We start from the raw sequence: 23,490 nt of genomic DNA, 5'->3' as shown, positions 1-23,490 counted from the left end.
ACCACTCTTCAAGGCTGTCGTCTTTCGTCAGTTCTTTTAACCGACAAATCAATTGATTCGCGATCATCAGTTGCTCATTTAACTCTTCCTTTTTCTTATAATGCCGCAATCCATGCTCTACAGCATTCTTCAAGTAAAGCGCTAAAATAGAACTAGATTCCGTGCTATCTAGTTCTTCAATAAAGAGTTTATGGTCATGGTTGGTTTGGTCTAGTTTTTTATTTAGCAGTTTGGTGATTAGGTGTTCGTAGAGTTTTAGATTTGGCATGAGTTAATCCTCAATCATTCGCGCGACAGGTCCATTACATTTCTTACATCTACCTACAAGCACAATGCCGAACTCATCGTCTTTTATTTCAAAATCTACAATGCTAGTTTCACCACATACTTTACAATAGACATTACTAATAAGTCTTGCCTGAATGTCAGCAGGTATCGCCTTCCATTTAGCCATAGCCTTTAGGTTAATAATTCTATCACTCATAAACTTCCTCCAGAAATAAACGTTCTTTAAATCCACCACGTTTATCACGTTTGCTATTGGCGATTTCAACCAACTGCTCAAAACCAACACCCTTCTCAGCTGCAAGCGCCATAACGACTTCTAAAATATCCGCAAGCTCTTCAACATCACTGCTTTCAAACCATTCGTTGGATTCTTCGGTTAGTTTGTTGTTTAGCTCTTTTACGTAATCCTCATGGCTTAACGTGCTTTGTTTAGACGTTTTTCCAGCAGCTTCAATTTTTTGTGGAATTTTGTCTCTGATTAGTTTATTGTAGGTTGTTTTCAATAGGTTACCTCACATTCCGCTGTCTACTCAGCCTTAATAAATATCAAGTTCTTTAACCGATTCCGCAGCTAGTGTAGCATTAGCGTTATAGAATTGGTAACCGTTCCAAATACCATAACCCTGATTAAAGGCAATCTGATGAAGTGGATTGATCGTTCTCTTGAGTGAATCAATAAACAAGGCTTGGTCAACTGGTTCATTTTCAAGCAAAATCGATCGATTGTTTAAGCTACCGCCAAGATTCAAGTAATCTTCCATTACCTTTTTATGATTATGCTCTGAACGCATAGTTAAAAATACACGATACTGCAACTCACAAAATAAGTCTAACGACTCTTCAAGTCGTGGTAGTCGATTACCCTTTGCACTATTCACATGTTTAAAGGTTGGCGCGAGGTTCCATAGCTCATCGTGTAAGACAAAGCTCCAAGGCACAAAGTGATCAATGCTGATCGCGCCAAGTTCTTCGATATTAACTAGATCGTATGGCAAGTTAGTGTACAGATCAAGCAATTTAAGTCGAACAATTGCATCTTGCCAGTAGAGTTTTGCCCAACTTAAGTCTCGACTAATAGGTGGTTCAAGTTTTGACAAGATGTTAGGCACACTCAGGTTTTTATTTTGCAAATAGCCAGTGAGTTTATGATTAAGCCAACCGATAAGAATGGCTTGGTTCTTGTTTATATAAGTTATCCAATCTTCTTGTAATTGGATACATCTTCTTTCTGAGTAAACTCTGTAAAATACGTCCGTTGCCTGACTTGCGAGTTCAGTAATCATACGATTCTTTGTTTGATCTTTCATCCCTTTTGTCGACTCGCTAAAAAAGGGATTAATCAATCGATAGGGCACCATCTGGTAAAGACCCTTAACCATGCGATTAAACTCTCTATCACATTTCAACTTCTCATCATGTGTCATCCACTCTAAAAGGTTACTTTTACTGATATCAGAAACAATTGCATAGTTTGTTTCTAGATACTTAACAACATTTGAAAGCTGGTCTTGTACACCAAAATTTAATTTAAACTGAACAATCGGGTACCAAGCCTCAGCGATCATTCTATGGATCAAGCGCTCAAAAGAGATCATTTGTCCATTATTCTCAATGACCTCAAGAAAGATACTTTTTAACCAGAACGCTTTATAGCTGGTCGCCATGTTTTGGTGGTCTAGCATACGCTCGAACCAGATCGATTTTGTGTTTGTGTAGTTTAACATTGTAGTAACCTCTGGGTGCAATATCTCTAAATTTGAAACTATATTTTAGTCTTGACAGCAAAATTTCAACTTATAAGTTGTAATAAAGGTGCCGCTCACCGAGTAGCTGTATAATGATGCCGTAGAGAAATGAGTGACACTGACATACGGCATGTGGGTGAACGGCACGAGTTGTTCACTTGTTGTACCTGAAAACGTTGATTTAATGCTGTATCTTTCACCGTCTTTACTTATTGCATCGATATTTTTAGTACTGGGGGGGTGCAAATTGTAATTTGGGTAAGCCTCGTGCTTGACAGTAATGGCTAATTGCCAAATATTCACCCAAATCACCAATGATATTTTTAGTCCGTACTATTTCCCGTTTCTTTAACTCATATATAATATCAGCATATGCTTGAATTATAGCGTCATTCGATAACTCATTGATGTTCATATCTCTCCTCAAATTTAGTAGACTAGTATACACCTATTGGCTAATTCAAAATCTATACCTAACCAGATGCTTTTGAATGATCTCAATAATCTCATCACCATATTTATTCACTTTTACATCACCAAAGCCATTTACAGATTTTAACGCCTCAAATGTTACAGGCATCTTTTCAATCAACTCAGTAAGTTGCTTGTCGTTATAAATGAAATACGGCTTTATTTTTTCGCTTCTACTTCTTTCCAATCTGAATTTTTTCATGTCTTTGATAAGGCTTTCATCTTCAAACTTTGGCATATCAGTAGATAAAATATCACTTAACTCTGGTTCATCAACTTTTGCTACTGCAGTAATTTCGATGTTTTGATCTATTAGGTATTTACTGAACTTTTTTGTATAATCATGCTCTTTATCTATATGTGCAGTCAAAAATCGTTCTGCCCATGCTTGTAGCTGTGCATCTGAATTAGCTGGTTCTTTACACTGATTCTCTTGGTCTTTTATATACTTTACTAGCTGATCGGCCCTGATTACTTGGTTTTTAGTCGCTTTCTTTGCAAACTTTGCATTTAGTACCGTTTTGGGATTGGCTAGGACTACTATGGGCTTATAGAGATGTTCAAAGTAGCGACCGATCATAAACTTTTATAGTATGTTATCTGCATTATCGAGTCTAATTTTCTTCATTAACTCTAGATGTCTTTGGTTTTGTGTTATCGGTGAGTAAATTCCTTCTCGGTTTTTCTTGTGCCCGAATTTTGTTGTCCTGATGAAATCGCCGTTAGCGTTGATTTCAATATCTCCAACCATATTTTTTGATTCAATTACAAAACAAAGCTTTCGAGTGAATACTAGGTAATCAATTTGAGCTGTTAGGTCTTCACTTTCTAAATAGATGTCATGTAAAACAAACATTGGCATATGGCTATTTTTCAGTTCAAATGCTATGTTCTTCTCACCTAACAAGCCATACTCGATCATTTTCATTTCTTGAAGTAGCTTTGCTTTACCTTCTTCGTTAAGCTTAGGCTCCAGTTCTTTTAGTTTTATTAACTGTTGTTCTAGGTCGCTGCTTTCTTTCAAAAATACCGGTTCCTTCATTTTGCTGAATAGTTGCATTTGTTCCCCCTAGGATTGCATTTTTGTATTAGATTAAATTTCTAATATACTTTGATATTCTACTTATAGCCCTTCTGAACCATTTGTGAGTAAAATCAGTTCATTTTTATCGTTTTCTTGCATACTGGGTAATTTGAACAACCTTTGAAATTTCCAAACTTACCTTTCCTTTTGAGTAAGAATCCACCACAAGCTACACATATCTGCGCCGACGTTAAAACTGATATATCATTTATTGTATAATCACAACTTGGATAGTTACTACAGCCTGCAAAACTGTTTCCTCTATTTGACTGCCTTTTTACAAGTAGTCCAACTTTGCATTTTGGACATTTCGGTATATTGTGGTGGCTTGGATCAAGAAATCGCTTTTCTATAGTAACACCGGCGTATTTCTCCAATTCAGTAATAAATACTGATTTACTTTGTTGCGGTACTAAAACATAGGTGGTATTCATTGTTCGTGTTAGTGCAACATAAAACAATCGTCGCTCCTCTGCATAATGATATGGGTCAGCGTGTGTTAACACATAATTGAGAAGTGGGTCATCCGCCATTTGGTTAGGGAATCCTAGTCGATGATTTATTGCATTAAGTATAATTACTGCGGTTGCTTCTAAACCCTTAGATTTATGTGCTGTCATGAAGGTTATTTTCATGTTCGGATAAGATGTGTATTTAATTCGTCCATTGTTATCGGCACGTATAAAACCAGTACTTTTAAATATGTCGTCACAATCAAATGAATTTCTTCCTAATAGCATCACATCGACCTCATTACCAAATTGCATTACCAGATTATCTAGTATTGATCTTAATGCATTTATCCGACTTAGCTCGCTATCATATTCCATTAAGCATATAGGCGCATTAATTCTTTTACTTGATTTCAGTGTCTTTTTCAGCTGGATATGATTTTTTTGAATGAAATGTCCTGCAATATCAATTAGCTCTTGAGAATTACGATACGTATTTTCAATTTTCGTTAACGCGTAAAATCCAAAGTGATGTTCAAACTCTGAAAACAATGATATGTCACTTCCTGCAAAACGGTAGATTGATTGCCAGTCGTCACCTACACACATCAGTTTTGCGCCAGACTGGTTTCTTAACGCATTCACTAGTCTATATCTGCCTTTAGAAATATCTTGGTATTCGTCAATCATCATATATTTGTACGTTTGAACTTTGTAGCCACCTTCAACATATTTTTTCGCTTTGTTGATCATATCGTTGAAATCTATGCACCCTCTTTTGACTAAAGAACTTTCATAATATTCATAAAGTGGCTTTACAATACTAAAGAACAATTTAGTACGGATAAGATTGTAGTTTTTATGCTCATTGATATTACTATTTAGTACCTCAAAGTGTGAAAGATCATAACCATTAGATTTATAGAGATTGATGAATGTACTTAACAACTTTTTAAACTCTGAAAACTGCTTATCTTTTTTTCTGAGATTAAGTTGCCTATAGAGTTCTACGCGATCTATTGGTCTTAACTCAACTTGATTCGCTTTCAAGATGGATTCAAGTTTTTGCAAAAGGATACCCTGACTATTGAAATAGGAATAAGTTTCAATAAGTACGGTTCCATTCTTTTTGTGGAAAGACCGTTTCCATTCAATTCCTTCTTTATATTTTGTGGCTTCCACATCAGATAAGTATGGTAAATCACCATTCGCATCAATCCCGAAATGTTCAAAATACAAGTCGTAATCTGAAAGATAAAAATCTGGTCTATACCTTTTTCGGTATTTATCATCTGGCTCAAATGGATAAACTTTTTCATACTCATATTTAATTCCATTCAGAAATAAGAAATTGGCAATCATTAGCTCTTCATGACTTTTAACACGCTCACCATAAATCGTGACATGTTCCATTTTGAGTTCACTTAGTATTTTTTCTTGTGATCCCTTTAATGTACTGAATTGCTCACTCATAATATGACTCATGAACTCGTCTGCAGTTTCAAACTCCTCATGGGATTTTTGTACATGTAGGTAACAGGCAAAAAATTCAATAATTGCACTAAGCAGTTCTTTTGACTTAAGAACAAACTCATCGAAAAATTGATTGATGATATTTGTCATTTCTGCACTGTCTAGGATATCCGGTCGCTGTGCTTCACAAGCAGCTATTATGTCTAGTCCCATCTTATGAAAAGTTTTGACATCTACTTGGATTTTAAGTTTGTTTTGGATTCGTTCTTGCATTTCTTGCGCGACTTTTTTGTGAATGAAACTAGCAAAATTTCTTGTGGTTTGTAGCTTAACTCATCCACTAAGTACTTTGTTTTGGCTGCGATAGTCAATGTCTTTCCTGACCCAGCACCTGCTAGTACAAGTTGATTGATCTCCTGATTAACAACAGCTTCTCGTTGTTGCCGATCTAAAGAACGACCATCAATATTGTCAAACAACACTGAACATCTATCAATCTCATCTTTGATAAACCTTCTATTCATCTCTGAAACTGTGATCTCAATATTTTTCAGGGCATCAACAAATTGAGAGACGGATGATGATTTTTTGATTAATTTTTGTTTATTCAGAGCATTATACATGTGTTTATATGACTGTGTTAACCAATCTATTTGATCATGTGTGATGTAGGAACTATTACAAGATATTCGTTCATAGTACTCCTTTGAAAAATGCGAAAGTTCATTCTCATATTTGATTAACAAATCATCTTTTGGCTTCAACAGTATGTAAGCACCAATTGAAATGAAACTAACCATTATTAAAAAAAGTCCCATAAATCCTCTTTCCTATCATCCTTCAACAAGTATCACAACAAAAAAACGGCTGCTCAAATTGAACACACCGTTTGAATCCGTTTCTCTTATATCAGTTTTCAAGAGGATTTCAAGAGTTTTCAAGAGCGTAATTTAAGATGAGTTGTTTGAACTGGAAAAACTTGTTCGCACCTCTTTATTATACAATAGTTCGCTACCATAATGTTTCATTAAAGTATGAAATTTCTATGAATTCATGTGGTAATCAGTCTCAATTGGTTGTGGGTTTATACACAACTCGGTCTGATTCTATTGTACTTTAAAAAGCTCTTCAAAAATCACTAATTGGTTAGGGGTTACGTGTTTATTCTACAAATGTATATTTGACTCGCTTTGACATGAAGAAGTAAGCCAGCCAGATAACAGAAAAAGTAAGGCCGGTATAATCCTTGTTGACTGTCATTAGCTTAAGTATGATAGCCAGAATGTAATACCCTTTAAACAAATGAATCGTTAATCGCTTTTTCTTGGTTATGTTGTACATGATGAAACCAAGAAGCAGCATTAATGCAACATTAGTGACCAATGCTGTGATTATGCCACTAGGAACTAAGAATATGGCGCTGACCACTAGTAACACAAATGAGATCATCGTGCCGATATAAGGGAAGATAAACCATCCTCCGATAGAAACCTTGCCATTAGCAAATGATAGTTTATTGGTGATAAATTCAGACTCATCATCTGTCGGACTGAAATCTTTGACATGCTGTTCTAGGTAATCAAAAATCGCTTCGTTTTTGTTTTCAACTTCTTGTTCTTGTTTTTTCTCTACTACAGAATTAGTCTTAGGACCCCCTAAGTTTTCTTTCGTTTTGACAACAGCGCCATAACTACTGCCAACACAACACCTAACGAAAGCATGATGATTTCGCAGTTGATTATTAAGTGATGCAATTGGCCCAGTGTATCGAGAGGGCTGGCACAAGACCAGCAACTACGCGAGTTTTTGGTAGTAAGTCGATCGTAATGCGTTTGATTGGCTTTTTTTAAAAATAAACCATTATTCCTTGTAATCGCTTTTTTGAATCGTCATCAGATAATGGTCATGGTATTCCCCTTTTAAAAAATAGATGTTTCTGATATTTCCTTCAATCCGAAAGCCCGTTTTTTCCAACAAGCGTTTTGACGGGGCATTGTCAACGTGTACGATGGCTTGTACTTTGTCCACGTCTAATCGGTCGAATAGAAAGACCAGTGTTTCTTTGATGGCTTCTGACATATAGCCTTTGGACCATTTAGTCGGCGATAGGTCATATCCGATTTCTGCTATCTTGTTTTGCTTGTCCCAGCGGTGGAAACCGATCGTTCCTATCGGTAGGTTCGTCTGATCTTCAATGATCATCCATCTGTTGTTTGTAGGGCATTTTTTGTCACCGTAACTCCAAGTTAGGATTTCTTTGGCTTCGTCCATCGTTTTGATCCGTTCGTTATCCATCAAGTATTCGCAAACGGCTACGTCACTAAAGTGACTAAGTAGGAATGGCAAGTCACTTTCTTGAAACATTCTTAAGGTTAGTCGTTCTGTTTTTAGTATTGGGGTTAGATTCATCGTTCATCCTCAATAAATCAAGACTGGTTATGCTGACTGCACGCTTAACACTGGTTCGGTATCTCTTTTAGCTCGTGATATTCCTTAAACTGCTTTGGATGCCTGTCATGCCATTTAGCTTTCTAAATCTTTATGACTCCAAGTAAGACATGTAAGAAGTTGAATTTAGTAGTAGATGAAAGTGCCTGAAATGAGTAGTATGTATGAACTATTACCGTTTTAACCACTGCATATATTATACAATAGTTCAATTCCACATAATATCATTAAAGTATGAATTTTCTGTGAAATCGTTTGATTATCAGTCTCGATTAGAGAGGGGGGTTAAACTCTGTTTGCAATGTGGAACAAGTCTAGTTTTAGTCATAAATCAGTAATAGTGCAAAGTACTACGGGAAGATACAAGACCTTCCCCTACAAAGATGATTGTATTCCCTTTTAGAATTGACATCAGGTAATGGTCATGATACTCGTCTCTAAACAAATACATGTCCCTGATGCTGCCTTCTACCTGAAAACCTGCTTTTTCAAGTAGTCTATTAGAAATGGTATGCAAAAGGCTAAAAACAACTTGCCCAATTTGCATGCCTTTTTATCTTATCTGATGGCAGACTACTTATTGTATCAAATTACATATCTTGCTTTATCACTTCATTATACAATAATTTCTTCCAATTTATTCTTCAGTAGTATGAAATTTAGATGATTTCGTTTGATATTCAGTATCACCCGAGCAAGCTCATGAGTGATCCGATTTTTGGACAATAAAAAAGAGTCATCTCCAATTTGAATGACTCTTCAAGACCTTAGCTTTTCAGTTCTAGTCGATAAATCCTTAAACAACAAGGGATTATTACTCTTGGCTGCCCTTTTCCTTATTGAGGCTAAAAATCTCATCTACCGGCGTGTTTAACTCTCTAGAAAGTTTTAAGGCCAGTAGTAATGAAGGGTTGTACTTGTTCTGTTCAAGGGCGATGATGGTTTGTCTTGTGCAGTCTACAGCATCTGCCAAATCTTGCTGAGTGATATTTTGAGTCCTTCTTATTTGCCTTAGATGATTGATCATTTCCATTAGTAGCCCTGTTTCTTATAGTAGCAAATACTTGGTATACCCATACTAAGGTTGGCAATTACAATTGTACTGTAAGCTACAAACCACATATAGCCTACCGGCATAAGACCCGCGTCTTCATATTTTACATAGAGAGTAATCGTAACCAGAAACACATAGATCAGCGTTAAGATAAAACCAAAATTCATGGCCTTTGACTGTATCAGTTGGTCCCTTTCATCGCGACTGAAACCATGTCGTTTGCTTTTTTCTATCAGTCTTAAGATGAAATCACTTGAAAATCCAAAAATGAATAAGGACGCCACAAGCAGGGTCTTGTTTTGATTGTCTCCCCACTGCTCAACAACACCTTCTTGATTGAATACAAGAAGCAGGATGATTCCGATTAGCAACCATGCACCGACTTGAATAATGCTGAATTTCATTGGCTTACTCATAAAGCACCTCCTTAATCATATTGTAAAACTATTTTTACATAATGTCAAAAACAGCTTACATTTATATCTTCTATTCATAAAGAGTCGCTCATTAGCATAGCGGAACAGTCTACTCATTTTATCGTTAGGCAAACTCCCTCGTATCTACTACAAGTCCCTTCAAAGACCTTCGACTGAAGCCTGTCTCCGATTGCCACAACCGGCCACTTGATGCCTGTGATGCCGAGTACTGATTCCTTTCACGAATTATCTAGTACTTCATAATAATTTTATAACTGCTATCCGAAGTCTGTTTTACTTCTTTTTTTAGTCCTGCCAAGGCCTCACTTAAATAATCCGAACTCCTATATTTTGATAAATCACCTGCAATTCCAGCAATTGCAAGCTTAGTGAGTGGAAATTCCCTCATCACACCGAACCTGTCCTCTGAAACAATCTTATTATTCATGATGTGTTTGTCGGAGAACAGAAAGACTTTGTTTTTCTCAAAATCGTCCAAAATGTTTTGAAGCACTTGATGATACTCTTCAGATACACCGTTAATTATTATGATGAAGTCATCGCCTCCCACATGACCGATAAAACTAGAAGACGGAAATATTTTTTTGACATTATCCTGTATGAGTTGTGCCAAAAAACGGATCATATTGTCTCCACTTTCAAAGCCATATACATCATTGTATATTTTGAAATCATTGATATCCAGATAGCATATACATGAATTATTTTTGTAGGTCACAAAATCCGACATGACCCGCTTAATAATTGGATTGCCCGGAAGACCTGAAAGCGGGTTGTGTTCCTTGGCATTGTTTTTTTCAAACATTAGCGTATATTCAAAGATTTTTTTCATCGAAACAATTCCATAGTATTTCGAAGATTTTGTCACAATGATATCATCAAATATCTCATCATCTGACCGTTCCATCGCGCGTTTTGCCACAACGCTAATTGGCGTATAGGAATCTACAATCAAGGGATTTGCATTCATGACTTTTGAGACCGGTCGATTGGAATAGAGTGAATAACCATAGCGTCCAGATAGTTTCGAATCGATGTTATGCTTCATCAAGAGTCCTACGGGATAATCGTGCTCGCAGATACAAGCGCTAGTCAAGTTTTCTTTTTCAAGATGCTGCTTGACGGTTTTGCTTTCGATCATTGATTCAAATGTGCAGTGCTTATGACCATACACAAGGTTTGAGATATAGTGATAATCCTGGGCATATGAATTTAGATTATTTGATATTTTGTTATAGTCCTCTATACGTTTGACCACTTCAGGTTCAAGGTCTTCAAACTTGGGCGATGGTTTTTGAAGATAATATCCTTGTCCTGCATGAACCCCAAGCATGATGAGTGTTTTAAGTTCCTCTTTTGTTTCAATACCTTCTGCAATCAGCATGATATTCGTTTTGACGGCTGTATCGACAAACGCTTTTAAAAGCGCTTGCTTAAAAGCATCTTTGTCGATGTTTCTTATAAGATCCATATCAATTTTGATGAAATCAGGTCTTACTTCGTTGATGGTTTTTAGTCCAGAATATCCAGCCCCCACATCATCAATGGCAATCTTGTATCCTTGATTTCGATAATGTTCCAAAACAATCTGAAAGGACACATAATCATTGATGGAAGTCCTTTCTGTGATTTCAAAAACAATGGATTTTTCGGAGATTTCCATTTCATCAAGGCATTCTTTGGTCAACCCTGTTTTAAAATCACTAGATTTGATGATATCAGGATCTACATTGATGAAAAGGTACTTTTCAGGACTGATTTCTTTAGCACGTTCCAGAGCCTTCTGCCTAAAGAGCATCTCAAGTTCCCATAACTTATCATGTTCATGAGCGGCTTTGATCATTTCTATAGGTGAATAAAATTCAGTGTTTTGAGGACCTCTTGACAATGCTTCATATCCCATGACATTAGCAGTTTTCAAACTGACAATGGGTTGATAGAAAGTGGTCACGCTTTCTTCAATGAGGATACTATGAAACAATCCAGTTCGACTATCAATGGTTGGTTCGTTTGTTACAAGCATATTCTCAACTCCTTCGATAGAAAGATAACATATCCATGTTAGTTTTACGTTAACCCGATATTATATACGGGTAAAACCTCCACCATATGCATTATGAAATTTCATCACTTATAAGTATTGCCCTTGTGGATAATGACCAAGTTCTTTTTTTCATGCTTCTTGAATAAGTCCTTATACTGTAGCACACTCCTAATTGATGTCTCCACCTGGCTACTGCTTTCAAGGGTAATGGAACACGTTCCATTGTTAAACGCAACCTTCAAATCGCTTATTTTGCCACTCTCCCCCTTGTCCATTTGCTCTGCTATCTTTAGTATTATCGACAATCGCTTTAAGCGCAGAATACCTTCATTTCCAATATAATGCTTGTAAGAATCGAAGAACACAGGCAGGTCCAATCTTCTGTGATTAGCTATGAGGTAGGCTACGCTAAACTGCTCACGACTTGTTAAACCGGCAATACGTTCAACGAGCATGATGTGCATACCATGGATATGATGGTTATAGTAATTAACATGCATACCAATATAGTGAACTCTTGAGGCGATATCAAGCAATTTCATCTCATTCTCTGTTATTGTCAGTTTCTGTTGAAAACCTTCTGTAAGCTTCTTAGTGAAAAACCTCACTCGGTCTGCATGTTCAGTGCTGACCGAGTACTTTTTACATATATTTTCAATACTGTGCTCCAATGCTGACGCCAGTACTGGTTGAGCATTCTTAAACAAAATCTCTTTAAACAGAAAACCTTCACGAATCCCATATGCGCAAATCGTGAGATTTCCGCCAGTCATTTGAAGTACATGTTTGACAGGAACTAAACCACTTTTTATGATATCAACTCTTTTAGAGCTTAAACCGTCCAGTCTTTGCAGTGCTTTATGATCCATGTTCATCATCTTATCTATTAAATCCAAGGCATCCTTGTTTGAAATTTCATAATGATGCAGATCTTCTAAGTACGCTTTATTTTGAGCCTTATGAATTTTCCCCAGTGTCCTGATGACACCACCCAAACCAATAACATCGTATCCTCTGTGCACAAAACTCAATTGGTCTAAATGGGTTGCAAAATATTTATCTGCCTGCCTTGAATGTTTATATCTCTCGCTCAAGTTGACACTTCCCATGGGTAGGCTAATCGCATCTGACATTCGACGATGATCAACCTTGATAATTTCAGTACTTGCACCACCAACATCAACAATGATAGCCCTGTTTTTCTCAATGGTATTAATGGCACCGAGATAATCCAGGTAGGCTTCTTCCTGGCCATCTAGTATATCAAATTCGATCCCCACTTCATTTGCTATCTGTTCTATGACTTCTGCTTGATTTTTTGCCTGTCTTAGAGCTGCCGTTGCAAAATAATAAGCTTCTGAAACTGAACTCTCTTCAATGACAGACTTAAAGAACTTTAGCGTTTGAATTGTCTTCTCAATTTGTGTCTTCTTAAGAATCAAGTCAGTACCCATTCCTTTTGCAAGTCTCACCATTTCCTTTAATTGTTCCGATAGCGAATATCCACCTTGTTCATTGATATGGTAAATATTCATTCTAACTGAGTTCGAACCCAAATCGATAATTGCAATTTTTTTCATAATCATTTCCTTTTACTTTGACTTGTGGAAATCTCAAAATAGGCCACAAGTACTTTTACATAATAGAGACCGATATGCTAAAGATACTACTCTACTAGATAGACTATGATCCTATTGTTGAATGTGGTTATGCAATTTCCTCACTTGATTGTTTCAAAATCACTATATCCCATTTAAGTCTTAAAAATGCTTAGTTTTACTGATTTTAACTTAGACTTTACATTTCTTAACAAACGAATGAGTGTAACTTCTAACTTTCATCGTCTTCCTATGCTAGGTTTTAATTCTTAACATAGATATAATCTTATGATAACAAGCATGGTTTATGATGTGGTTGAGGTGATCGATATGAGAATTGGAATTGATATTGACGACACAATAACCACTGCCAATTATTGGCTGGAATTATACGAACTCATCAATAAGATATCCTCTTTAGACAATGAACTGCACGACAATTTAGCTTTTAACCTAGTCCTCTAGATAATCCTTATTTTCAAGTAAAAAGCACAATCACATATAAGTGATTGTGCTTTTTACTTGATTAATCTATAACTTAGCTGGGACATGTTTATCGATGCTGATCCACTAAAATTGGATTGCCATCAGGATCACTAATTATAAAACTACCAGGACCTTCTGTATTCTCTTCTACTTCAGTTTCAAACTTGATTCCTTTATCCCTTAACTCTTCTTGTAAGACTCGAATATCTTTAAAGGATTCTAAATTCTCAGCGTGATCATTCCAACCGGGGTTGAACGTCATCATGTTTTTCTCAAACATGCCTTGAAATAAACCGATAGTGACATCACCATTTTGCATAATGATCCAACTATCATCAAGAACTCCTGCAAAACTTTTAAAACCTAGAGTTTCATAAAATTTTTTTGACACTTCAATATCTTTTACTGCCAAACTTAATGAAAATGCTCCGATGCTCATGTAAACTCCTCTCTTCACTAGAATATATTTCAGGATATGCATTCCTTCATCCTTGCTTTAGTCCTTTTTTACCCAACAGGGCAGGTATAAAGCAAGTGAAAATTCTTTATTTTTGGGTATTTACTAAGGTAAGACCAAAAGGAGGACGTTATGATTAGACGATTAAGTGTTGAACTCACCTTTACCCTGATCATTTTATTATTTTTTACTTTAACGATTATTGAACATGTCCTCTTTTCTCACTTTGCGGTGATTATTGGAGTCACTCTTATAGCACTGGCCGTTACAAGCTTTACTATAACTCACATTAAGGTAAAGCGAACTGTTTATCAATGGACTCACCCTCTAGTTGGTGATACATTAGCAATCTTATGTGGTGCTTTGCTCTCCTTTTTCTTGTTCAAGGAGTTTCACTTCACACCGGTTCTTGCATCAGCCGTTATCGGACTGATAGGGAGTCTCCTTTTTAAATCACAAGCCCCAGCCATATTTTGTGGCAGTTTTATCGGCATGACTTCACCTCATCTTTTTACTTACGCTGATATCCTCATGGCTTCGTTAGTCTGCGGTATACTTTACTCATCATCAAAAGATCTCTTTAAAGGCCTAGGCGGCAAGCTTGGAACCCTTGCTCTGATAGGTGGCACAAGCATCACCCTTATGAAGCTGGGCACGACTTACCCCCTTCTTGAAATGAATTTTGATTTAACAACCAAGTTGTTTTCGCCGTCTATACTCATTCTAATAATGTCACTTGGAGCCATGGCTTCCCATATGACCAACTGGATCGATGAACACTTCGCGAAAAATATTGTACTAAGCTCAAGCCTAATCGGACTCCTGGGAGCATTACTCCTTCCTCTTGTTTTCAAGCAAACCGGACATTTGTTTGCCGTGGTGGTTTATTGTGCTTCATTCGCAGGAATGACTTCAAGTCGTGCTTTTAAATACCATTCAATGTACCTTGTTACTGGGCTTATCAGTGGCTTTCTATTCTATTACTCCATACCGATACTAGTAGGACTTGGGGGTAAATTAGGTACCATTGGCTTTGTCTCCTCAATGGCGACTGTTACACTTTATAAACTAATTCGAAAAGACAGTGAATCCTAGACTTTATAAGGCAAGACGTTTTCTAAGCCTTCAAACCTTCCTATCGTTCTATTCTATAACGTTCTTGGGCAACGTTGGAAATCGCACTTTTTACCGTCATAGTAGCGCTTTCAATATCGAGCGTCCTATCCCGTACTACTCTATTTGGTTAGCACATAAATCGCCTGAAGGTATCTACCCTCGTCAGGCCTCTTTTCAGGTGTTTCAAACACGCCCTCTTTGACAAGGTTCTCGTTGATTCTTCCAAACACCTGATGCCATAGTTCATTGGCGATGTCTTTTGTATCGATATGATGCTTCTTGGCACTAAGGTTTTCAAGTTCCTTTTCATGGGTTTTAAGTATCTGCTTCATAAAGGGAACGAAGGATTCAAACAGGGGTTTGTAACTCTCTTTGCAGGCCTCGAGTTCCTCTTCGAAGAACAGTGGGACAGCCAGGTCTATTTTTCCAGTTTCTGCTTCTTTCAGATAACCGACTCTTTTCATCAGCTCAAATGCTTCTATCTTGTCCTCAGTCATATCATTCACGTGTAAGCGGTCGTAATACGCTTCAAGGATCAGATGTTCACTGGTGTGGATGACCTTATGGGCTTTCTCATGGGACCAGTCTTCAAAAATAGACTCGAGCCCCTTGAAGGCTTGATTTTCTGTTTTCCCCTGCGAATATAGCCTCAAGAGCCTGTACAGGTCTTTTCTGTCCCCATCGGCGTCTCCAAAACTTGAAAACACCATATGGGTGCCTGTGGCATTGTTAAAGCTTAAAAGGAGCCCCTTGCTCAAGTCCTCCATGACTGGCGACTGTTCATACCCGACAAGTAAGTAAGCCCGTCCATTGGGCTGGGTCTTCTCGAGGGCAATCATTTCATGTTCGTGCAACCAGTCGAGCGCCCAGTCGTCGAACAGGTTACCGCCAATCACATGGTAAGCCAGCCTCTCAAGCGGAAAGTTCTTCGACGATTCAATCGACATGAGCGGCTTTAAAAGATCTTCTTTTTTCTTTAAGAGATACCCCGTCAGTTCATCTGCGACATGGATGGAAAGCTTGTCTAAAACGACTTTGTCCTCTTCAATAAAGAAAGGAAAATCCAAATAGTAAACTTGATCGATAAGCTTCAATAACCCGACATGAACCATCTTTGCAAGCACTTGCTTTAGTGGAGCCATTTCCGGGCTTTCCTCCACCTGCTGTTTATTTAAACTTAAAGGTTCTTCAATAAGCTGCGCGACAATGCGCTTGCACATGGTCTTCTCATACCAAAAGAAAGGAGATAGCGAATCATGTTCTCCCGAATCACCGAAGTGAAATAAATCTAGTTCTAACATATGGCTCTCCTTGCTCTTATCAATCGATTACGCAGTTGCGAAGCTGTTATATTCTTCTGATGTGTAGTATTCACGCGATTTAAGGTATTTAGGAATATCTTGTTCCACTCCGTCGATCAGTACCCTTGCATGACAGTGTCTGATTTCTAGCGTGTAGTGCTTGTCGGCACCGAAAAGCTTATCTATGCACTGTAAGCGGATTTTCAAATCCTTATCAAGATTGGGTATGTCGAATATCGAAAGCATTTTCTTGCATCGTCCTTTAAAGGCGAATTCGGGGTCCACATTCGGTATATCTTCGTTGTCGAATACAAAATCCACACAGAAGAGGTCTTCTTCCATGTAAATGGCGCTTTTACAAAGTTCGCTGATGTATTGACGGTTTTGATTCGCTCTCGAAATCCTTGAAAACTCCTCGAGTTCGTCGATCAGGATCAAGAAGGAGCTTGGTGTTCCCAAACTATTTATTTTATAACTCTTAGACGTATGGTCCGCGATACCGATAAAAATCTGACTTAAGGAGACCATTTTGTCATAGTCAAATTGACTGATATCTAAGTTTTGCCTATCTCCCACTGTTCTTTTTATCATCTTGACGCCCTCAAGTTCCTTGTAAAGAATAAAGGCGCTCATGATTCCGTGTTCGTAGTTTTCAAAGTCGTGTTTCATCCGGTATGCTCTAGCTTCGTCTTTTACAAGACGCATTTTAGGTTGTAGAAAATCCTCAACTTCTTTAATTTCCTCGTCGGTCAGATTTTCCATTCCTTCATGGTCGATGATTTCTTTTCCATCCACTTTCGACATGAACTTGCTCATGCATTTGGGACCACTTCCTACTCCGAATTCGACTGCAATATCATGCGATAAGAAGTCATAAAAGGATTCAATGGTACTGAGCTGCTCATTGGCATATGCGAAGTTGAACTCGTCATAATCTCTGATCGAGAAGTAGGGCAATATTTTGCTGATACAGGAATTGACTTTTTTAATTTTTTTCAGTGGATACCCTAAATCGTGAGTCAGGCTCAGCAAACAACGCGTAGCATCCGACTGTTTGAGTACTGTGATCAGATTATCAAGTACCGTTGTCAAGCGATCGAGATTCTGAAGCCTGCTCATTCCGCCAAACAGTTTTCTTATCTCGAATATTGACGCGCTTTCAGAATGCAGGTACTTGAAAGTCCTTTTAAACTCGGGCTTATTGTATAAGAACTCTCCTAAAAAATAGACCCACAAACAGTGCAGGGTATGGTCCCTGTAAAAGGAATCCGATGCAAAAATAAGCTCTTCAAAATCCACATAAGCGTCAAAATAGTTAAAAATCGAGTCGTAGCCACGCTTATCGGGCATGATACTCGACATGGACATTTCAAACAACAGTTTCCATAAATCTTTAGATACGATGATCTTCTGATGAATATCCTCCATCGCTTCAATTTTTAAAATCAGCCGTTCAATCTCTTTTTTCTCTTTTGTTTTTCCCACTAAAAATGTGATGTTGTCGGCTTCCATTTGTTCAATGTAATAAGCCAGCACCACTGATTCATTAATAAATCCGTTCATCTTAAGTTCCCCCATTTTAGTATATACACTACTATAGTTTAACAGTATTGGGAACGGCACACAATGCCATTTGTCATCAAATAGAAAAATCCGTGAGCCATGATGATCTCTTTATCCTATTCTTCAACAGTTGACAGTTTCATCAAGTTTCCCCGTAGTGATTTTGGGGACTACACTTGCTCGATCAGTTGCAGCATCTTCTTTTCGCATGCGTTAAAAGCCCCTAGAAGCACTTCATGCTGAGATTTCAACTGGGCGAGTGCCTGGTTGGTGCTGTTTTGTAACCTATCCATTTTTTCCATCGCGTCTTTGATTTGATGGTGTACAGATAAGTCTACGAAGATTCCGTCGAAGAAGTAATCGGCAACACTGAGTGATTTGAAGTCGATGCCGCTTACCGTATGAAGACCAATGTCTTTGAGTTCTTTTGTCATGGTCCCTATTAAATAATTGAGCTGGTCGATCTTATGTTTGGCATCGTCCATGCGCTCTCTTTTCATCATGGTCGCGATCATGCCGCCACCTATCATGTCGTAGGTGCTCCAGTCTTTGGCCTTGCTCAAAACTTCGAGTACGAGACTTGCCTGCCTTTGCACCTGGCTTGTCGCCATGATGGCTTCTGCGTATTCTGTGATTATGGCTTTTTTCTGTGCGGCGTCTTGTTCGAGCATGGCGATTTGAGTATAGTTCACATGCGACCGCTCTTTTAGCAAGTCCATCTTCTGATCGATCAAGGTGCGGTAGCTTGAAGCTGATTCTTTTAGCTTATCTATTTTATTGATAAGCGCCTGAATGTCTTCTTGGTATACGGCCAGCTCGAACTTGATGGCGTCCCATGTTTTTTTCGCCTGATACGCCTCTAGTTCTTCCTTTTCAAGCTTTTCGTATTTTGTATTAAACAGCGTGCTGGTGAAGTTTGCAAACGACAGCGTCGACAGTTTTTCGACGTCCCTTTCTTCTTTAAGGTACTGCTCGTGAAGTTCACGTTCTTTTTGCTGTAATGCCCTTAAGGCTTCTTCCTTTTCCTTGATTCGCTTGTTCACAGCGTCAAGCTGCGCCTGACTTTCCCTTGCGTGTTTGATTTGTTCTGTGATTTCTATGAGTCGGTCCATGTTCCTCTCCTTTAGACTTAAGTATTAAACATTACTATTTGTGTGCTATCACATGAAGCAGTTTGATCACTTCACTGAATCCGATAAAGATCATGCCACTGACAAAGGCGCCAAACCAGACGGCTAACGTGATCGGCCAAATGGCATCATAGCGTACTCCCACCTTGATTGTCAGTCCCCCTATAAAACCTAAGACCATAATGACAAGTCCTATGGCGAAAAGCAGTGAAGAGATGCTGTTGCCCGTCTTTATCGGGCTGTCGATCTTCATATCCGGCTCGAGCGACTTTTTTAGTACTTGATTGTCGTTACTGGCAAAGTACTTGTCCGCACACGGGCCGCACACGGATTTTTGATGGATTTTATAGTCTTCAAACGCCTTAATCGGTTGGTCGCATACTTCGCATGTTTTGCTCATCACTTATTCCTCCATAAACGTATAGTAGATGTTCGTGTTTTCAGGCACCGCCAGAAGCCTTCTGTCGCTCGGTACTTTCAAAGTACCGTCCTCGTTTAGGTGCGGGCTGTTTTGATGGAGCGATAGCATTTCGGCATCATATCTTATCGGGTTCGCTTCTCTTTCATCTGGTAATCTATTATCCAATATGATTTGGGGGATGTAGTCGAAATGATTGTCGTAGTAGTTCTGATTTCGTTCGAGTACGATTCGGTCTTCGGTTTTTTCTGTTATCCTATATGCACCATTTGTGATGATCTCATCGGTTGCCCTCTTGTCCGTGTGCAGGCTGTTATCATATAAGGCTACGAACGACGGTTTTGAAAGCAGTCTTAAAAACATCACATTGGGTGACTCAAGTTCGATCTGCAGTTGGGTGTCGTTAAGCGCTTTAAAGCCTATTAGGTTTGGATCGGCATTGTTTTCTCTTATCTCTTTGGCGTTTTTCACCCCTGCTGATTCCATCGCATAAAGCAGATTATATTCATTGCTGTTTAGGGTATTTGCTTTTAAAGTATCTTTCCATGTGTTTTCAAAATCATACGCCGTGACAGGCTCACCGTTGGACCATTTTTTTTCGCCGTCTAGTGTAAACACATAGGTCAGACCATCTTCAGAAACAGTGTAATCCTTTGCCATGCCGGGTACGACTTTATTATTCATATCGATTTTCATCAGTCCTTCATACAGATGAAACCGGACAAAGTCGCTTGATGATCTGATGATGCTCCAAAGAGATTCCTCGTAGTAGTAATGGCCTTTAAGATACACTTCGTTCTGATTGGCGTCTTTTATAAATGATGTGTTTGTGAAGCTTAGGTTCATGGCACTGTTTGAATAGATTCCGTCTATCACGCCCACATTTTTTAAGTTCGACCTAATCAGATAGTAATCCGCGTAATTGGAAAGCGGTATGATCAGCGCCTCATCCAAAATGGTTTTTTCCAAGGTGATGATGCTGTTGACCCATTCATCGAATGTTGTGGCTGAGTTGATCCTTTCGATCATCAGACTGTATTCCTCTGGTCTTCTTGCAACCCCATTAAAGTCATCAGAAGCGGTTACTTTTGAGTCCTGATAATCGGTATGTACCGAGGAACTAGAAAGATGATAGCTGTTTAGCGGTCTTATCCATAGTCCGCTACTCATCTTTGTTGTATAGATATTAATGTTAAGCCCTGGCAAGGTGTTTTCGATGTCAAAGATTAGACTGTCCAGTTGTGACTCCATTAAGCTCCCCCAGCGGTAGATGCGGAGTGTGACAGTATTAAAATCAAGCTCCTGCTTGACTTCGTTCCATAATTTTAGCGCCATATCCGGGTCATAGTCGATACCGCCTGTATCACCTGTTACATAACTGCTGACTGGTTTGCCGTTTAGGTCGACTATGGCATTCTTGTTAAATAGCTGCGTCTCGGTTTCAAGACAATAGCTCATTTCGTCAACAAAGACTTGCTTGTCCATCGCCATGGCTATCGCTTGCCTGGCCTTCTTATTTTTTATCAGTTCAAAGCCGTCGATCTCGCCTTCAAGCAGATCTGTGGCCTTTAAAAACACATCCAAATCGCCGTCGTTACGCGTGTAGTTATAGCCATATTCATTGATATGGCCATGCAATATTTCGATTGTTCCACCTGCGATTTCGATGCTGTCGATCAGCTCATTGTCTAGTTTTACCTGATAGATTTTTTCGGCGCTCGCAGTCAGGTAGTCGTAGCGGTAGATCGCCCTAGGCCTTTTATCGCTACTTGTCGCACAGACCACCAGCACATGCGGTTTGCCGGTCACGTTCTTGGTGAAGTTGACTACAAGTTCATCCGATACTGAGGCAAAGTCAAGTTGGCCCAAAAGGTCGCCTGATTTTGTGAACACACGTACAAGAGTGCCCTCGATTGTCATATCTACCGTCTTTGGTACTTTAGGTGTGGTTTTCTCTGGATATTTCGTAGCGCAGTTATCTATTTTAGTGCTGTCTGGAATGGTCGTCTTGGCTTCGGCTGTGGCACTTGGTTTAACCGCGTTATATAAGACCCCTGTCGCGACTATGATTGCCGTAATTAACAGTAACGTGATGACTAGGCTTTTACTTTTCATTTTCTCTCCTGATGGGCTTTTCACTACTTATTTAATCAATTCAATCAATAAAGCCCACTAACCTCTCATGATCCCTAATCGCCTCGAACTCCTCGAACTGGTCAAGCACGTAGGTCATATAGCTGTAGGTCTCGAACGTGCTTGTGAGCATCTCTACGGCTAAAGTTTCATCTGATTCTCGCATGGCGATTCTTGCACGATGTACGTATGCCATGGCGGGTGGTTGGGTTTGCTTAAGCATGTCGTCAAGCAGCGTCTTTGCCTCATTTAATTCACTAAGATGGATCAGGCAGTTGATGATGGACACATCTGCGTACTCATAACTTCCAAAGATGCCTTGTGCGGTCTGATACTCGCTTAGGGCTTTGTCGTATTCACTTCTTTCAAGATAGACGTCGCCCAGGTACTCATGCCCTATGACACTTTCATTATCAAGGCTCACCAGTTTGACGGCAGCCTCATAGACCTTGTCAAAGTCATCATACTCATAATAGAGTTCGATCTCAAGCTCTAGGCGCACCAGAATTCCCAACTTATTGTCAACCGCTTCAACGATTACTGGAATCAGATTCTCTTGTTCTTGCCAGATAAGTTCGTAGAAGATGTCATAATAGTCATAGTAGTCAAGGTCGTAGTTCTCGAGGATTTCCTTGTATTTTTTTAGTCCTTCTTCTTCTCGCCCTCTGGTCAGATCAAAGTCCGCAAGCAAAATATCGCGCTGGTACTCGCTGGTGCTGTGGTAATAGTTTAGAACAACGTTCGACAGCCTGCCAAGATCCTTTTCATCCTCATAGATCTCCATCAGCTCAATCGAGTAGTAATAGGACGACGGATTCAGTTCTACGATCTTTTCAAGTGAATCCTTTAAGAGTTCACGACGCCCCGCATCTTCGCAGTTTCTGTAAATGCCGTACCACCCGTCAATGTCTGCATCAAGAATTCGAGTGTGCTCCAGCCAAGCTTCAAGTGCTTTGTCGCTGTTTTCAAGATTCTCGTTCACGATACCTAGGCCGTAATAGGCGTAGTTGTTGTCATTATCAGATTGAATGGCCTGCAGGTAAATCTCTTTTGCCTTCTCGTACTGGTCCAGGCCCATGTAGGCATTACCTAGATTGGTTAGAGAAATCGTGTCGTTCGGTACGATGCCCAAAGAAAGCTCCGAGTAGTTGATGGCAGATTCAAAGTCGCTGATATTAGCATACGACCATGCCAGATTGTTGTAAATCACATCTAGGTTCTCATCGTCAATGTCCCCTTCGAGCAAGGTTAGATAAAGCTCTATCGCTTCGTCGTTTCGATCCACAGCGATCAGCAGGTAGCCGTAGTTCATCTTGTCCATAAGGTCAAAGTCGTCAAAGCGAGTCTCGAATTTTTTAAGTATCGCTTTGGCAGCCTCTTCCATTAAGGCTTCTTCAAACATGTTTTTATAGATTTCGACCTTGATTCTCTCAATTTTAAACTGAGTGTGCTGCTGTACATATTGATCGACAATTTCAAGCGCTCTTTCGGGATTATCCAGCACCATATGCGACTTGATCAAAAGGAGTATGTCCACATAGTTGTCGTGCGCGATCTCCTCGTCAACATCGATCATGGCTATGACGCCCTCATAATTGCCCTCATCGTATAGGTTCTCAGGGTCTATGTAGTCCGCTAAGCCTTTTATGATCGACACGCAACCGGTAAGAAGCATTGCACAGGAGATGACCAAAGTCAGTAAGATCGTGATTTTAATTTCTTTTTTCATGTTGTCTCCCTCATCTCTTGTACTCTTTTTGATAACCGTACTTCACAAACAATTCTTTTATGT

General features: G+C 39.0%; 22 protein-coding genes and 1 pseudogene. 2 read left to right on the top strand and 21 right to left on the bottom strand.

Features of this window, described 5'->3' with window-relative positions:
* The 14 genes and pseudogenes from DWB64_RS04010 to DWB64_RS03950 form a co-directional block, all read right to left on the bottom strand.
* The coding region (locus DWB64_RS04010) for a hypothetical protein (protein WP_164980221.1) at window positions 1-268 on the bottom strand (268 nt) is incomplete at its 3' end.
* 3 nt (window positions 269-271) lie between these two features.
* The gene (locus tag DWB64_RS04005) at window positions 272-484 is read right to left on the bottom strand and encodes a hypothetical protein (RefSeq protein WP_129486902.1); all 213 of its coding nucleotides are present in this window, start codon (window positions 482-484) and stop codon (window positions 272-274) included.
* The gene (locus DWB64_RS04000; protein WP_129486901.1) at window positions 477-791 is read right to left on the bottom strand and encodes a nucleoside triphosphate pyrophosphohydrolase; all 315 of its coding nucleotides are present in this window, start codon (window positions 789-791) and stop codon (window positions 477-479) included. The genes DWB64_RS04005 and DWB64_RS04000 overlap by 8 nt, the downstream gene beginning before the upstream one ends.
* Window positions 792-824: 33 nt before the next feature.
* Window positions 825-2,012 (bottom strand): HNH endonuclease domain-containing protein, encoded by a 1,188-nt coding sequence (locus DWB64_RS03995; protein WP_129486900.1) that lies wholly within the window; start codon window positions 2,010-2,012, stop codon window positions 825-827.
* A gap of 481 nt (window positions 2,013-2,493) precedes the next feature.
* Window positions 2,494-3,084, bottom strand: coding sequence for an HRDC domain-containing protein (locus DWB64_RS19425; protein ID WP_243118943.1), 591 nt, complete (start codon window positions 3,082-3,084; stop codon window positions 2,494-2,496).
* 6 nt (window positions 3,085-3,090) lie between these two features.
* The gene (locus tag DWB64_RS19420) at window positions 3,091-3,564 is read right to left on the bottom strand and encodes a nuclease-related domain-containing protein (protein WP_243118942.1); all 474 of its coding nucleotides are present in this window, start codon (window positions 3,562-3,564) and stop codon (window positions 3,091-3,093) included.
* A gap of 95 nt (window positions 3,565-3,659) precedes the next feature.
* Window positions 3,660-4,022, bottom strand: a complete 363-nt coding sequence (locus DWB64_RS19415) for a type I DNA topoisomerase (RefSeq protein ID WP_243118944.1) — start codon at window positions 4,020-4,022, stop codon at window positions 3,660-3,662.
* Window positions 4,020-6,037, bottom strand: a pseudogene (locus tag DWB64_RS03985) (UvrD-helicase domain-containing protein); the annotation flags it as partial. The gene DWB64_RS19415 and the pseudogene DWB64_RS03985, both read right to left, overlap by 3 nt.
* A gap of 637 nt (window positions 6,038-6,674) precedes the next feature.
* A complete protein-coding gene (locus tag DWB64_RS03975; RefSeq protein ID WP_129486897.1) occupies window positions 6,675-7,298 on the bottom strand; it encodes a hypothetical protein in 624 nt (207 codons plus the stop codon).
* A gap of 75 nt (window positions 7,299-7,373) precedes the next feature.
* Complete coding sequence (locus tag DWB64_RS03970; protein ID WP_129486896.1) at window positions 7,374-7,922, bottom strand: GNAT family N-acetyltransferase; 549 nt, start codon at window positions 7,920-7,922, stop codon at window positions 7,374-7,376.
* An 853-nt stretch (window positions 7,923-8,775) separates the two neighbouring features.
* Window positions 8,776-8,994 (bottom strand): helix-turn-helix transcriptional regulator, encoded by a 219-nt coding sequence (locus DWB64_RS03965; RefSeq protein ID WP_348983807.1) that lies wholly within the window; start codon window positions 8,992-8,994, stop codon window positions 8,776-8,778.
* Window positions 8,994-9,431 (bottom strand): DUF2178 domain-containing protein, encoded by a 438-nt coding sequence (locus tag DWB64_RS03960; RefSeq protein ID WP_129486895.1) that lies wholly within the window; start codon window positions 9,429-9,431, stop codon window positions 8,994-8,996. The genes DWB64_RS03965 and DWB64_RS03960 overlap by 1 nt, the downstream gene beginning before the upstream one ends.
* Before the next feature lie 250 nt (window positions 9,432-9,681).
* Window positions 9,682-11,475, bottom strand: a complete 1,794-nt coding sequence (locus DWB64_RS03955; protein ID WP_129486894.1) for a GGDEF domain-containing protein — start codon at window positions 11,473-11,475, stop codon at window positions 9,682-9,684.
* A gap of 104 nt (window positions 11,476-11,579) precedes the next feature.
* Window positions 11,580-13,076, bottom strand: coding sequence for a Ppx/GppA phosphatase family protein (locus DWB64_RS03950; RefSeq protein WP_164980220.1), 1,497 nt, complete (start codon window positions 13,074-13,076; stop codon window positions 11,580-11,582).
* Window positions 13,077-13,382: 306 nt separating this feature from the next.
* Between DWB64_RS03950 and DWB64_RS19200 the strand changes: the two genes are divergently transcribed.
* Window positions 13,383-13,559, top strand: coding sequence for a hypothetical protein (locus tag DWB64_RS19200; RefSeq protein WP_164980219.1), 177 nt, complete (start codon window positions 13,383-13,385; stop codon window positions 13,557-13,559).
* Between the two features lie 88 nt (window positions 13,560-13,647).
* Here DWB64_RS19200 and DWB64_RS03945 read toward each other — a convergent pair whose 3' ends face one another.
* Window positions 13,648-14,019 (bottom strand): VOC family protein, encoded by a 372-nt coding sequence (locus DWB64_RS03945; protein ID WP_129486892.1) that lies wholly within the window; start codon window positions 14,017-14,019, stop codon window positions 13,648-13,650.
* Between the two features lie 150 nt (window positions 14,020-14,169).
* Here DWB64_RS03945 and DWB64_RS03940 point away from each other — a divergent pair, with 150 nt between their 5' ends.
* The gene (locus DWB64_RS03940; protein WP_129486891.1) at window positions 14,170-15,132 is read left to right on the top strand and encodes a hypothetical protein; all 963 of its coding nucleotides are present in this window, start codon (window positions 14,170-14,172) and stop codon (window positions 15,130-15,132) included.
* A 140-nt stretch (window positions 15,133-15,272) separates the two neighbouring features.
* Here DWB64_RS03940 and DWB64_RS03935 read toward each other — a convergent pair whose 3' ends face one another.
* From DWB64_RS03935 to DWB64_RS03910, 6 genes are all read right to left on the bottom strand, one after another.
* Window positions 15,273-16,454 carry a hypothetical protein gene (locus DWB64_RS03935; protein ID WP_129486890.1) on the bottom strand — a complete coding sequence of 394 codons (1,182 nt, stop codon included), beginning with the start codon at window positions 16,452-16,454 and terminating at the stop codon, window positions 15,273-15,275.
* Window positions 16,455-16,481: 27 nt separating this feature from the next.
* The gene (locus DWB64_RS03930; RefSeq protein ID WP_129486889.1) at window positions 16,482-18,017 is read right to left on the bottom strand and encodes a hypothetical protein; all 1,536 of its coding nucleotides are present in this window, start codon (window positions 18,015-18,017) and stop codon (window positions 16,482-16,484) included.
* Between the two features lie 170 nt (window positions 18,018-18,187).
* Complete coding sequence (locus DWB64_RS03925; protein ID WP_129486888.1) at window positions 18,188-19,129, bottom strand: hypothetical protein; 942 nt, start codon at window positions 19,127-19,129, stop codon at window positions 18,188-18,190.
* 34 nt (window positions 19,130-19,163) lie between these two features.
* Complete coding sequence (locus tag DWB64_RS03920; protein ID WP_129486887.1) at window positions 19,164-19,547, bottom strand: hypothetical protein; 384 nt, start codon at window positions 19,545-19,547, stop codon at window positions 19,164-19,166.
* Between the two features lie 3 nt (window positions 19,548-19,550).
* Window positions 19,551-21,680: an ABC transporter substrate-binding protein gene (locus DWB64_RS03915; protein ID WP_129486886.1), complete on the bottom strand. Its 2,130-nt coding sequence runs from the start codon at window positions 21,678-21,680 to the stop codon at window positions 19,551-19,553.
* Between the two features lie 40 nt (window positions 21,681-21,720).
* A complete protein-coding gene (locus DWB64_RS03910; RefSeq protein WP_129486885.1) occupies window positions 21,721-23,427 on the bottom strand; it encodes a tetratricopeptide repeat protein in 1,707 nt (568 codons plus the stop codon).
* Window positions 23,428-23,490 lie beyond the last annotated feature (63 nt).

Source organism: Fusibacter sp. A1, from assembly GCF_004125825.1.
In the GTDB taxonomy this organism is placed as follows: domain Bacteria; phylum Bacillota; class Clostridia; order Peptostreptococcales; family Acidaminobacteraceae; genus QQWI01.
This window is presented reverse-complemented; position numbering and strand designations above follow the sequence as displayed.

Bases quoted from the DNA above. Each gene is read 5' to 3' on its own strand.
- DWB64_RS04005 (WP_129486902.1), bottom strand. From the start codon at position 484: ATGAGTGATAGAATTATTAACCTAAAGGCTATGGCTAAATGGAAGGCG.
- DWB64_RS03995 (WP_129486900.1), bottom strand. From the start codon at position 2,012: ATGTTAAACTACACAAACACAAAATCGATCTGGTTCGAGCGTATGCTA.
- DWB64_RS19425 (WP_243118943.1), bottom strand. From the start codon at position 3,084: ATGATCGGTCGCTACTTTGAACATCTCTATAAGCCCATAGTAGTCCTA.
- DWB64_RS19420 (WP_243118942.1), bottom strand. From the start codon at position 3,564: ATGCAACTATTCAGCAAAATGAAGGAACCGGTATTTTTGAAAGAAAGC.
- DWB64_RS19415 (WP_243118944.1), bottom strand. From the start codon at position 4,022: ATGAATACCACCTATGTTTTAGTACCGCAACAAAGTAAATCAGTATTT.
- DWB64_RS03970 (WP_129486896.1), bottom strand. From the start codon at position 7,922: ATGAATCTAACCCCAATACTAAAAACAGAACGACTAACCTTAAGAATG.
- DWB64_RS03965 (WP_348983807.1), bottom strand. From the start codon at position 8,994: ATGGAAATGATCAATCATCTAAGGCAAATAAGAAGGACTCAAAATATC.
- DWB64_RS03960 (WP_129486895.1), bottom strand. From the start codon at position 9,431: ATGAGTAAGCCAATGAAATTCAGCATTATTCAAGTCGGTGCATGGTTG.
- DWB64_RS03955 (WP_129486894.1), bottom strand. From the start codon at position 11,475: ATGCTTGTAACAAACGAACCAACCATTGATAGTCGAACTGGATTGTTT.
- DWB64_RS03950 (WP_164980220.1), bottom strand. From the start codon at position 13,076: ATGAAAAAAATTGCAATTATCGATTTGGGTTCGAACTCAGTTAGAATG.
- DWB64_RS19200 (WP_164980219.1), top strand. From the start codon at position 13,383: ATGATAACAAGCATGGTTTATGATGTGGTTGAGGTGATCGATATGAGA.
- DWB64_RS03945 (WP_129486892.1), bottom strand. From the start codon at position 14,019: ATGAGCATCGGAGCATTTTCATTAAGTTTGGCAGTAAAAGATATTGAA.
- DWB64_RS03940 (WP_129486891.1), top strand. From the start codon at position 14,170: ATGATTAGACGATTAAGTGTTGAACTCACCTTTACCCTGATCATTTTA.
- DWB64_RS03935 (WP_129486890.1), bottom strand. From the start codon at position 16,454: ATGTTAGAACTAGATTTATTTCACTTCGGTGATTCGGGAGAACATGAT.
- DWB64_RS03930 (WP_129486889.1), bottom strand. From the start codon at position 18,017: ATGAACGGATTTATTAATGAATCAGTGGTGCTGGCTTATTACATTGAA.
- DWB64_RS03925 (WP_129486888.1), bottom strand. From the start codon at position 19,129: ATGGACCGACTCATAGAAATCACAGAACAAATCAAACACGCAAGGGAA.
- DWB64_RS03920 (WP_129486887.1), bottom strand. From the start codon at position 19,547: ATGAGCAAAACATGCGAAGTATGCGACCAACCGATTAAGGCGTTTGAA.
- DWB64_RS03915 (WP_129486886.1), bottom strand. From the start codon at position 21,680: ATGAAAAGTAAAAGCCTAGTCATCACGTTACTGTTAATTACGGCAATC.
- DWB64_RS03910 (WP_129486885.1), bottom strand. From the start codon at position 23,427: ATGAAAAAAGAAATTAAAATCACGATCTTACTGACTTTGGTCATCTCC.